Origin of the sequence: Ramlibacter sp. (assembly GCF_028292805.1) — a bacterium.
Lineage (GTDB): Bacteria > Pseudomonadota > Gammaproteobacteria > Burkholderiales > Burkholderiaceae_C > Ramlibacter.
The window spans coordinates 1-11,169 of sequence record NZ_JAQGLS010000058.1 but is presented as its reverse complement, the minus strand read 5'-3'; the positions used below and the strand labels follow the sequence as shown (position 1 = coordinate 11,169).

The 11,169-nt window shown below is 68.6% G+C and carries 10 protein-coding genes; all 10 read left to right on the top strand.

What is annotated here, in order from left to right:
• Window positions 1-74 precede the first annotated feature (74 nt).
• Window positions 75-1,631 (top strand): ubiquinone biosynthesis regulatory protein kinase UbiB, encoded by a 1,557-nt coding sequence (gene ubiB / locus JWP65_RS03055; RefSeq protein ID WP_299760232.1) that lies wholly within the window; start codon window positions 75-77, stop codon window positions 1,629-1,631.
• A gap of 48 nt (window positions 1,632-1,679) precedes the next feature.
• Window positions 1,680-3,164 carry a sodium:solute symporter family protein gene (locus JWP65_RS03050; RefSeq protein ID WP_299760228.1) on the top strand — a complete coding sequence of 495 codons (1,485 nt, stop codon included), beginning with the start codon at window positions 1,680-1,682 and terminating at the stop codon, window positions 3,162-3,164.
• Between the two features lie 75 nt (window positions 3,165-3,239).
• On the top strand, window positions 3,240-3,599 hold the full coding sequence (locus JWP65_RS03045) for an FmdB family zinc ribbon protein (protein ID WP_299760226.1): 360 nt from the start codon (window positions 3,240-3,242) through the stop codon (window positions 3,597-3,599).
• Window positions 3,600-3,607: 8 nt separating this feature from the next.
• Entirely contained in the window at window positions 3,608-4,222 is a 615-nt protein-coding gene (locus JWP65_RS03040) for a DUF502 domain-containing protein (RefSeq protein WP_299760224.1), read from the top strand.
• Between the two features lie 57 nt (window positions 4,223-4,279).
• Entirely contained in the window at window positions 4,280-6,070 is a 1,791-nt protein-coding gene (gene aspS / locus JWP65_RS03035) for an aspartate--tRNA ligase (RefSeq protein WP_299760230.1), read from the top strand.
• 108 nt (window positions 6,071-6,178) lie between these two features.
• Window positions 6,179-6,643 carry a dihydroneopterin triphosphate diphosphatase gene (gene nudB / locus JWP65_RS03030; protein ID WP_299760222.1) on the top strand — a complete coding sequence of 155 codons (465 nt, stop codon included), beginning with the start codon at window positions 6,179-6,181 and terminating at the stop codon, window positions 6,641-6,643.
• Complete coding sequence (locus JWP65_RS03025) at window positions 6,640-7,368, top strand: endonuclease/exonuclease/phosphatase family protein (protein WP_299760220.1); 729 nt, start codon at window positions 6,640-6,642, stop codon at window positions 7,366-7,368. The genes nudB and JWP65_RS03025 overlap by 4 nt, the downstream gene beginning before the upstream one ends.
• Before the next feature lie 8 nt (window positions 7,369-7,376).
• On the top strand, window positions 7,377-8,624 hold the full coding sequence (gene clsB / locus JWP65_RS03020) for a cardiolipin synthase ClsB (protein ID WP_299760218.1): 1,248 nt from the start codon (window positions 7,377-7,379) through the stop codon (window positions 8,622-8,624).
• The gene (locus tag JWP65_RS03015; RefSeq protein WP_299760216.1) at window positions 8,564-9,640 is read left to right on the top strand and encodes a ligase-associated DNA damage response exonuclease; all 1,077 of its coding nucleotides are present in this window, start codon (window positions 8,564-8,566) and stop codon (window positions 9,638-9,640) included. The genes clsB and JWP65_RS03015 overlap by 61 nt, the downstream gene beginning before the upstream one ends.
• A 1-nt stretch (window position 9,641) precedes the next feature.
• Window positions 9,642-11,169: ATP-dependent DNA ligase (locus JWP65_RS03010; RefSeq protein ID WP_299760214.1), on the top strand; the 1,528-nt coding region annotated here is incomplete at its 3' end.

Genomic DNA, 11,169 nt, shown 5'->3' with positions numbered 1-11,169 from the left:
CCGGCCGCGGCCCCCGCCACCGGCGCGGCGGCGATGCCGCCCGTGCCTCCGGTGGCGCCCGGACAGGCCGGCGGATGACGCGTTACCTGCGCGCCATCTTCATCCTCTGGGTGATCCTGCGCTACGGGCTGGACGAGCTGGTGCTCTCGGGCTTCCGGTTGCGCGGGTTGGCCCGGGTGGTCACGTTCGGCCGCCGGCTGGAGGCGCCGCGCGGCCAGCGGCTGCGCCAGGCGCTGGAGCACCTCGGTCCCATCTTCGTCAAGTTCGGCCAGGTGCTGTCGACCCGGCGCGACCTGCTGCCGCAGGACATCGCGGACGAACTGGCCATGCTGCAGGACCGGGTGCCGCCGTTCCCATCGGCGGTGGCCGTGGCGACCATCGAGAGGGCCTTCCGCCGGCCGCTGGCGGACATTTTCGTGACCTTCGAGCAGGAGCCGGTGGCCAGCGCCTCGATCGCCCAGGTGCACTTCGCCACGGCCCGCCTGCGCAACGGCGAGTTGCGCGACGTCGCCGTCAAGGTGCTGCGCCCGGGCATGCTGGCGGTGATCGAGAAAGACCTGGATCTGATGCGCATGATGGCCGGCTGGGTCGAGCGGGCCTCGGCCGACGCCCGGCGCCTGAAGCCGCGCGAGGTGGTGGCCGAGTTCGACAAGTACCTGCACGACGAGCTGGACCTGGTGCGCGAGGCCGCCAACGCGGCGCAGCTGCGCCGCAACATGGAAGGCCTGCACCTGGTGATGATCCCGGAGATGCACTGGGACTTCATCCATCCGGAGGTGATGGTGATGGAGCGCATGACCGGCGTTCCCATCAGCCAGGTCGATCGCCTGGTGGCGGCCGGCGTCGACCTGCGCCAGCTGGCGCGCGACGGCGTCACCATCTTCTTCACCCAGGTGTTCCGCGACGGTTTCTTCCATGCCGACATGCACCCCGGAAACATCCAGGTCAGCCTGGCGCCGGGCACCCTGGGGCGCTATATCTCGCTGGACTTCGGCATCGTCGGCACGCTGACCGAGCACGACAAGGAGTACCTGGCGCAAAACTTCACCGCGTTCTTTCGCCGCGACTACAAGCGGGTGGCGGAGCTGCACATCGAGTCCGGCTGGGTGCCCCCGGGCACCCGGGTGGACGAACTCGAGGGCGCGGTGCGCACCGTGTGCGAGCCGTACTTCGACCGCCCGCTGCGCGAGATCTCGCTGGGCATGGTGCTGATGCGGCTGTTCCAGACCTCGCGCCGCTTCAACGTGGAGATCCAGCCGCAGCTGGTGCTGCTGCAAAAGACGCTGCTGAACATCGAAGGCCTGGGCCGCCAGCTTGATCCCGAACTCGATCTGTGGAGCACCGCCAAGCCGTTCCTGGAGCGCTGGATGCTGGACCAGGTCGGCCCGCACAAGCTGTGGGAGGAAATCCGCGACCAGGGCCCGCGCTACGCCAAGATCATGCCGGAGCTGCCGCGGCTGCTGCATGGCTTCCTGCAGAACAACCAGGCTGCCAGCAACCGCGACATGCGCGAGCTGCTGCAGGAGCAAAGGCGCACCAACCGGCTGCTGCAGGGCCTGGTCTACGGCGGGCTCGGGTTCGCCCTGGGGCTGATCGTGATGCAGCTCGTCGTGCAGGTGCGCTTCTACTAGGGGCTGGGGCATAATCCCGCCGCCCAATGGATGGGCTGGGGGCCTTCGATGAACTACACGCTGATCTCGTTTGTCGTCCTGTACCTGCTGGGGACCCTGGCGGTCGGGGTCTGGGCCGGCAGCCGCGTGAAGAACACCGCCGACTTCGCCATCGCCGGCCGGCGGCTGCCGCTGGTCATGGTGGTGACGACGACCTTCGCCACCTGGTTCGGCGCCGAGACGGTGATGGGCATCCCGGCCCGCTTCGTGCAAGGCGGGCTGGGCGCGGTGGTCGAGGATCCGTTCGGGGCCGGCATGTGCCTGGTGCTGGTCGGCCTGTTCTTCGCGGCCAAGCTGTACAAATACAACCTGCTGACCATCGGCGACTTCTATCGCCAGCGCTACGGCCGCGGCATCGAGGTGTTCTGCTCGATCGCCATCATCCTGAGCTACCTGGGCTGGGTGGCGGCGCAGATCACGGCGCTGGGCCTGGTGTTTTCCGTGCTCACCAACGGCGCGATGTCGGAGACCACCGGCATGGTGGTGGGCACGCTGGCGGTGCTGGTGTACGTGGTGGTCGGCGGCTTCCTGGCCGTGGCCTGGACCGATTTCATCCAGATGATCGTGCTGGTGATCGGATTGGCCGTGATCGCCGTCTTCGCCAGCGAACTGGCCGGCGGCACCGGCGCCGTGCTGGCGCTGGCGAGCTCGCAAGACCTGTTCAAGTTCTTCCCGGCGCCCAGCTTCACCCAGATCGCCTTTTTCATCGCCGCCGGCCTGACCATGATGCTGGGCAGCATCCCGCAGCAGGACGTGTTCCAGCGCGTCATGTCGGCCAAGGACGCCGGCACCGCGCAAAAGGGGGCCGTGATCGGCGGCATCTCGTACATCCTGTTCGCCTTCGTGCCGATGTTCATCGTGCTGAGCGCCGTGGTGGTGATGGGCGACAGCGCCATGGAACTGGCCAAGAACGACTACCAGCGCCTGCTGCCCACCTTCGTGCTGACCAAGATGCCGCTGCTGATGCAGATCCTGTTCTTCGGCGCGCTGCTGTCGGCGATCAAGAGCACCTCGTCGGCCACCTTGCTGGCGCCGGCCACCAGCTTCGTGGAGAACATCCTGAAGAACCTGCGGCCCGACATGAGCGACCGGCAGCAGCTGTTCGCCATGCGCGCCTCGATTGTGGCGTTCGCCGGCATCGTGCTGGCGTACGCCATCGCGATGAAGGGCACCTCGATCTACGAGCTCGTGTCGGCGGCCTACCAGGTGACGCTGGTCGGGGCCTTCGTGCCGCTGGTGATGGGCATCTACTGGCGGCGCGCCACCACCCAGGGCGCGATCTGCTCGGTGGCGGCCGGCGTCGCAGTGTGGGTCCTGTTCTTCCCCCAGGTGGGCGGCGAGGCGCTGGCCGCTGCCTTCCCGGGCCAGCTGGCCGGCCTGGTCGCGGCGTTCGCCGGCATGCTCGCCGGCTCGCTGGCGCCGCAGAAGCTGCGCAACCGCCAGGAGGCCGTGCGCCACCTCGCGGGCATGGGCGGCGGCGCCCCCGTGAGCTGACCCCGGGGGAGGGTGGCGGGCCCGGGTCGGGGCGCGGCCTATAATTGAGGGCTTTGCATCCTTTTCTGACCTGCCATGCCCATCTACGCGTACAAATGCGGCTCCTGTGGCCATGCCAAGGATGTCCTGCAGAAGATGTCCGACGACCCGTTGACGGTCTGCCCGGCATGCGGCGCGCCCAGCTTCAGCAAGCAGCTCACCGCCGCCGGCTTCCAGCTCAAGGGCTCGGGCTGGTATGCCACCGACTTCCGCAACGGCGGCACGCCCGCGCCGGCGGCTGACAAGGCCGGCGACAAGCCCGCCGAACCATCCGGGGAGAAGCCGGCCGAGAAGGCTGCCGACAAGCCCGCCGTCAGCGCCGCCAAGCCGGACACCGCGGCCGCCCCCAAGCCCGCTGCCCCCGCCCCCGCGGCCGGCAGCAGCCGCGGCGACTGAAAGCCACCATGCACGCCGTGCGGAAATGGCTGCTGGCCGGCCTGCTGGTGGTGGTCCCGGTCGCCATCACCGTCTGGGTGCTGCAGTGGGTCATCGGCACGCTCGACCAGACGCTGCTGATCCTGCCGCAGGCCTGGCACCCGGACCGCGTGTTCGGCATCCACATTCCCGGCCTGGGCGTGCTGCTGGCATTGGCGATCCTGCTGCTGGTCGGCGCCACCGCCAGCAACTTCATCGGCAAGAAGCTGGTGCTGCTGGGCGACACCATCGTCTCGCGCATCCCGGTGGTGCGCTCCATCTATTCCAGCGTCAAGCAGGTGTCCGACACGCTGTTCTCGGAAAGCGGCAACGCCTTTCGCAAGGCGGTGCTGGTCCAGTGGCCGCGCCCCGACGTCTGGACCATCGGCTTCGTGACGGGCACCCCGGGCGGCGACGTCGCCAACTACCTGACGGGCGAGGAGTACCTCAGCGTGTACGTGCCCACCACGCCCAACCCCACGGGCGGCTATTTCGTGATGCTGCGCAAGAGCGATTGCATCGAACTGAAGATGAGCGTCGACGAGGCGCTCAAGTACGTTGTCTCCATGGGCGTCGTCGTCCCTGGGGTCGTCAAACCCTATTGATTTGAAGGACGCGGCACTGCAAAGTGGCGCGTGGATCCTGCCGTGACCTCCCAGAAAATGCGAACCACCTATTGCGGCCTGGTGACCGAGGGCCACATGGGCCAGACCGTGGCCCTGTGCGGCTGGGTCAACCGCCGGCGCGACCATGGCGGCGTGATCTTCGTCGACCTGCGCGATCGCGAGGGCTACGTGCAAGTGGTGTGCGACCCCGACCGGCCCGAGATGTTCAAGCTGGCCGAGAGCCTGCGCAACGAGTTCTGCATCCAGGTCAAGGGCATCGTGCGCGCCCGGCCCGAGGGCACCGTCAACGAAAACCTCAAGAGCGGCCGCATCGAGGTGCTGGCGCAGGAAGTGATCGTGCTGAACCCGTCGGTCACCCCGCCGTTTCAGCTCGATGACGAGAACCTGTCGGAGACCACGCGCCTGATGCACCGGGTGCTGGACCTGCGCCGGCCCTACATGCAGAACAACCTGATGTTGCGCTACCGCGTGACGATGGAAGTGCGCAAGTTCCTCGACGCCAAAGGCTTCATCGACATCGAGACGCCGATGTTGACCAAGAGCACGCCCGAGGGCGCGCGCGACTACCTGGTGCCCAGCCGCGTGCACGAAGGCATGTTCTTCGCGCTGCCGCAGTCGCCCCAGCTGTTCAAGCAGCTGCTGATGGTGGCCGGCTTCGACCGCTACTACCAGATCACCAAGTGCTTTCGCGACGAGGACCTGCGCGCCGATCGCCAGCCCGAGTTCACCCAGATCGACGTCGAGACATCCTTCCTGGACGAGGAAGAGATCCGCACGATGTTCGAAGGCATGATCCGCAGCACCTTCCAGAACGCCATCGGCACCGAGCTGCCGGCGTTCCCGGTGATGAAGCACGCCGACGCCATGCGCCTGTACGGCTCGGACAAGCCGGACCTGCGCGTGACGCTGGAGTTCACCGAACTGACCGACGTGATGAAGGACGTCGACTTCAAGGTGTTCTCCGCCCCCGCCAACGCCGAGGACGGCCGCGTGGTCGGCCTGCGCGTGCCGGGTGGCGCCGAGATGAGCCGCGGCGAGATCGACGGCTACACCGAGTTCGTCAAGATCTACGGCGCCAAGGGCCTGGCCTGGATCAAGGTCAACGACATCACCGGCGGCCGCGAAGGCCTGCAGTCGCCGATCGTCAAGAACCTGCACGACGCCGCCATCGCCGAAATCGTCAAGCGCACCGGCGCCCGCGACGGCGACCTGATTTTCTTTGGCGCCGACCGCACCAAGGTGGTCAACGACGCCATCGGCGCGCTGCGCGTGAAGGTCGGCCACAGCGCTTTCGGCAAGGCCCGCGGCCTGATCGACGGCCAGTGGAAGCCGCTGTGGGTGGTCGACTTCCCGATGTTCGAGTTCGACGACGATGCGCAGCGCTGGAACGCCGTGCACCATCCGTTCACCTCGCCCAAGGACGGCCACGAAGACTGGCTGGAAACGGATCCCGGCCGCTGCGTGGCCAAGGCCTACGACGCGGTGCTCAACGGCATCGAGCTGGGTGGCGGCTCCGTGCGGATCCACCGCGAGGACGTTCAGAGCAAGGTGTTCCGCGCGTTGAAGATCGACGCCGAGGAAGCCCAGGCCAAGTTCGGTTTCCTGCTCGATGCGCTGCAGTACGGCGCACCCCCGCACGGCGGCATCGCCATCGGTCTGGACCGGTTCGTGATGCTGATGACCGGCGCCGAGTCGCTGCGCGACGTGATCGCCTTCCCCAAGACCCAGCGCGCGCAGGATCTGCTGACCCACGCGCCCGGGCCGGTCGACGAAAAGCAGTTGCGCGAGCTGCACATCCGGGTGCGCACGGCAACGCCGACAGCGTGATCCGCAGGCCGGGGTAACCGAAGGACACCCCGGCTGTCTCCTGGCGCACCGAAGCTGGGGTGTGCCTGCGGCTTACCGCCAGCCTGCCGCGGCAGGCAGAATCGGCCAGTGCAAAGGCCCTACAAGATCCCGCAATCCGTGCTGGTCGTGATCCACACGCCGGCGCTGGAGGTATTGCTCATCAACCGGGCGGACCCCGCCAACTTCTGGCAGTCGGTGACCGGCTCGAAGGACCGAGAGGACGAGAGTTTTCTTGAAACGGCCGTGCGCGAGGTGGCCGAGGAAACCGGCATCGATTGCGGTCCGGGCACCTCGCTGGCGCAGTCGTTGCGCGACTGGGGGCTGGAAAACGTCTACGCCATCTATCCGCGCTGGCTGCACCGCTACGCGCCGGGCATCACCCGCAACACAGAGCGTGTCTTCGGCCTGCGCGTGCCGGCTGGCACGCCGGTCACGCTGAGCCCGCGCGAGCACACCGCTTACCAATGGTTGCCATGGAGGCAAGCGGCCGATGCCTGCTTCTCGCCGTCCAACGCCGAAGCCATCCTGTTGCTGCCACAATTTGTCGCATGAGTCTTCTGCGGGTTGCGACCTACAACATCCACAAGGGCGTGCAAGGGATGGGTCCCACGCGCCGCCTTGAAATCCACAACCTCGGCCACGGGGTGGAACAACTCGATGCCGACATCGTCTGCCTGCAGGAAGTGCGCAAGCTGCACCGCCGCGAGGAACAGTATTTCACCCGCTGGCCCGAGCTGCCGCAGGCCGAGTTCCTGTGCCCGGAAGGCTATTACGCGGTCTACCAGACCAACGCCCGCACCAAGCACGGGGAACACGGCAATGCGCTGTTGTCACGCTGGCCGGTCGTCTCGCAAGGCCATGAGGACATGTCGGACCACCGGTTCGAGCAACGCGGCCTGCTGCACGTGCAGTTGCAGGTGCGGCGCCGCACGGTGCACGTGATCGTGCTGCACCTGGGCCTGATCGCCGGCAGCCGGGTGCGGCAGCTGGAGCGGCTGGCCGATTTCATCGACCGCGAGATCCCGCGCACGGCGCCGGTGCTGGTGGCCGGCGACTTCAACGACTGGGGCGGCAAGCTGCGGCCGGTGATGAACAACCACGGCTTCAAGGACTACCAGGGCGAGCGAATCGCCACCTACCCGTCGCGGCTGCCGCTGACCCAGCTGGACTACGTCTATGCGCGCGGCCTCAAGCCATCGGGGGTGGAGGTGCCGCGGGGGCGCATCTGGTGGCGCATGTCGGACCACCTGCCGCTGATCGCCGAGTTCAAGTTCTGAGCGACCGGATGGAGCGCGACCCGTCAAAGCAGTGGGCCGTGCGCCGCGGCGTGCCGGACCTGCGCCCGGGGCACCACCTGCAGCTGCTGGAAGGCAGCCTGCAGTTGTTCCCCGCGCTGGTCACTGCGATCGACGCCGCCCGCGCCGAGGTGCTGCTGGAGACCTACATCTTCGACTTCACCGGCAGCGCGGGCGACGTCGCCCATGCGCTGGAGCGGGCGGCGCGGCGCGGGGTCGCGGTGCGGGTGGTGGTCGACGGCTTCGGCACCCGCGAGCTGCAGCCGCCATGGCGGCTGCGCTTGGAGGCCGCGGGCGTGCAGTGGCTGGTCTACTCGCCGCCCGGCCCGCTGGGCATGCTGGTGCCCGGCCAGTGGCGCAGGCTGCACCGCAAGCTGTGCGCGGTCGATGGCGAGGTCGGTTTTTGCGGCGGCATCAACATGCTGGACGACTTCCACGACCCGAACCACGGCGCGCTGGAGTCGCCCCGGCTCGATTTCGCCATTCGCGTCGTTGGCCCGCTGGTGGGCGAGATGCGGGCCACCATGCTGCGGCAGTTATCGCGCATCGATGCCATGGGCCAGCTCAAGCGTGCGCACTGGATCGGCGCGCTGGAGCTCTGGCGCGCGGTCGACATGCCGCACACGCCGGCACCCCCCGTGCCCAGCCACGGCGAGCCGGATGCGCTGGCGGCGCTGCTGCTGCGCGACAACCTGCGCTTTCGGGTCGGCATCGAGCGCGCCTACCTGCGCGCCATCGGCCGTGCCCGCCAGGAAATCATCATCGCCAATGCCTACTTCGTGCCGGGCGGGCGGATCCGGCGCGCGCTGGTGCAGGCGGCGCAGCGCGGCGTGCGCGTCAGCCTGCTGCTGCAGGGGCGCTACGAGTACTTCATGCAGTACTACGCGGCCCGACCGGTGTTCGGCGCGCTGCTGCAGGCCGGCGTGGAGATCCACGAATACGCGCCCAGCTTCCTGCACGCCAAGGTGGCCGTGATCGACGGCCACTGGGCGACGGTCGGCTCCAGCAACCTCGATCCGCTGAGCTTTTTGCTGGCGCGCGAGGCCAACGTGGTGGTGGACGACCGGCGCTTCGCGGCGCGCCTGCGCGAGCGGCTGCTGCACGCGATGGAGCACCAGGGCGAGCGCATGGATGCCGCCGGCTACGAGCAGCGCCCGCCATTGCAGCGCGCCAAGGAATGGGTGGCGCGGGTGCTGATGCGGCTGGCGATCATCGTGCAAGGGAAGCGCTACAAGTGAGCGACCTGGTCGTCCAGCGCCCCGAGGGCCTGTACTGCCCGGCAGGAGATTTCTACATCGATCCCTGGCGGCCGGTGCCGCGCGCCGTCATCACGCATGCCCATTCGGACCACGCGCGCTACGGCAACGGCCACTACCTGGCGGCGGCGCCGGCCGAGGGCGTGTTGCGCGAGCGGCTGGGCGAGATCACCTTGCAGACCGCGGCTTATGGCGAGCGCCTCACGCACCACGGGGTGACGCTCTCGCTGCATCCGGCCGGCCACGTGCTCGGCTCGGCGCAGGTGCGGCTGGAGCACGGCGGCCAGGTGTGGGTGGCCAGCGGCGACTACAAGGTGGCGCCGGACCCGACCTGCGATCCCTTCGAGCCGGTGCGCTGCGACGTCTTCATCACCGAGTCCACCTTCGGCCTGCCGATCTACCGCTGGTGCCCGGACGCGGAACTGTTCGCCGACGTCAACGCCTGGTGGGCCCGCAACGCCAGCCACGGGCGCGCCAGCGTGCTCACCTGCTACAGCTTGGGCAAGGCGCAGCGGGTGCTGGCCGGGGTCGATCCCTCGATCGGCCCGATCATCGTGCATGGTGCCGTCGCGCCGCTGAACCGCGCCTATGCGGCTGCCGGCGTGAGCTTGCCGCAAACGCGCATGGTCACCGAGGTCACCGACAAGGCCGACCTGCGGCGTTGCCTGGTGGTGTGTCCGCCCAGTGCCGCCGCCAGCACCTGGATCCGCCGCTTCGGAGCGGCGCAGACGGCTTTTGCCAGCGGCTGGATGCAGGTGCGCGGCAACCGCCGCCGCGGCGGCTACGACCGCGGCTTCGTGCTGTCCGACCACGCCGACTGGCCGGGCCTGATGAGCGCGATCGACGCCACCGGTGCCCAGCGCGTCATCGTCACGCACGGCAGCGTGCCGGTGCTGGTGCGGTCCCTGCGCGAGCGCGGCCTGCAGGCGCAAGCCTTCCACACCGAGTACGGCCAGGACGTGGTGGAGGCCGACCTGCAGCCGCAAGAGGGCGCCTGAAATGCAGCGTTTCTCCCGCCTGTTCAGCGAGCTTGATGCGACCACCTCCACCAACGAAAAGGTGGAGGCGCTGGCCCGCTACTTCGCGCAGGCGCCGGCCGCCGATGCCGCCTGGGCCGTGTACTTCCTGGCCGGCGGCAAGCCGCGCCAGGTCGTCAAGACCAGTTCGCTGGCGGCATTGGCCTGCCAGGTGGCCGGCATCGCGGACTGGCTGTTCGACGAGTGCTACCAGTCGGTCGGCGACCTGGCGGAAACCATCGCGCTGGTGCTGCCGCGCGATGGCGAGCCGTCCGACGTCGGCCTGGCCGAGTGGGTGGAGCAGCGGCTGCTGCCGTTGCGCGGCCTGCCGGAACACGAAGCCGCCGCGCGCGTCGCCTCCTACTGGCGCGAGCTGGACACGCAAGGTCGCTTCCTGCTGGTCAAGCTGGTGGCAGGGGGCTTCCGCGTCGGGGTGAGCAAGCTGCTGGTGCAGCGGGCGCTGGCGGCGCACTCGGGCATCGATGCCAAGCGGGTGGCGCAACGCATGATGGGCTACACCGATGGCAAGGTGCTGCCGTCGATCGAGCGCTACCGGGCGCTGGTGGCGGCCATCGACGACGCCGTCGGCGAGCCGCGCGACGAAGGCCAGCCCTATCCCTTTTTCCTGGCGCACCAGCTCGACCTGCCGCCAGAGATGTTCACGCCGCGGCTCGGACCGCCAGGCGACTGGATGGTGGAGTGGAAGTACGACGGCATCCGCGGCCAGGTGGTGCGGCGCGGCGGCAAGGCCTGGATCTGGTCGCGCGGCGAGGAGCTGGTGACGGACCGCTTTCCGGAAATCGAGGCGCTGGCGCTGGCGTTGCCCGACGGCACGGTGGTCGACGGGGAGATCCTGGTGTGGAAGGATGCGCCGGATCCGCAGACCGCAGAGCTGCTGGGCCGGCCGGCGCCGTTCGCCTTGCTGCAGCAGCGCATCGGCCGCAAGAACGTGACCAGGAAAATCCTGGCGGACGCGCCGGTCACCTTCATGGCCTACGACCTGCTGGAGCAGGACGGCCAGGACGTGCGCGCGCTGCCGCAGCGCGAACGCCGCGCCCGGCTCGAAACACTGTTGGCCGGCACTGCCATGAAGCTGTCGCCGGTGGAAACCGACAGCACCTGGGCCGGGTTCGCCCGCAAGCGGGCGCGCTCGCGCGAACTCGGTGTCGAGGGCTTCATGCTCAAGCGGCTGGACGCCGCCTACGGTACCGGCCGGACCAAGGCCGAAGGCTTGTGGTGGAAGTGGAAGATCGAGCCGATGACCGTCGACTGCGTGCTGGTCTACGCGCAGGCCGGCCATGGGCGCCGCGCTTCGGTCTACACCGACTACACCTTCGCGGTCTGGAACCGGCCGCCGGTGGACAAGGCCGAGGCCGACGCGGCGCTGGAGGCGATCGCGCGCAAGGAACCGGCCCGGCCCGACGCGCTGCAGCTGGTGGCTTTCGCCAAGGCGTATTCGGGACTGACCGACGAGGAGTTTCGGCAGGTCGACGCGATCATCCGCAAGACCA

What these genes read in the sequence shown, in the direction of transcription:
- JWP65_RS03015 (WP_299760216.1), top strand. Translation starts at nt 8,564, where the DNA reads ATGGGTGGCGCGGGTGCTGATGCGGCTGGCGATCATCGTGCAAGGGAA.
- JWP65_RS03040 (WP_299760224.1), top strand. Translation starts at nt 3,608, where the DNA reads ATGCACGCCGTGCGGAAATGGCTGCTGGCCGGCCTGCTGGTGGTGGTC.
- JWP65_RS03050 (WP_299760228.1), top strand. Translation starts at nt 1,680, where the DNA reads ATGAACTACACGCTGATCTCGTTTGTCGTCCTGTACCTGCTGGGGACC.
- JWP65_RS03025 (WP_299760220.1), top strand. Translation starts at nt 6,640, where the DNA reads ATGAGTCTTCTGCGGGTTGCGACCTACAACATCCACAAGGGCGTGCAA.
- ubiB (WP_299760232.1), top strand. Translation starts at nt 75, where the DNA reads ATGACGCGTTACCTGCGCGCCATCTTCATCCTCTGGGTGATCCTGCGC.
- clsB (WP_299760218.1), top strand. Translation starts at nt 7,377, where the DNA reads ATGGAGCGCGACCCGTCAAAGCAGTGGGCCGTGCGCCGCGGCGTGCCG.
- JWP65_RS03045 (WP_299760226.1), top strand. Translation starts at nt 3,240, where the DNA reads ATGCCCATCTACGCGTACAAATGCGGCTCCTGTGGCCATGCCAAGGAT.
- aspS (WP_299760230.1), top strand. Translation starts at nt 4,280, where the DNA reads ATGCGAACCACCTATTGCGGCCTGGTGACCGAGGGCCACATGGGCCAG.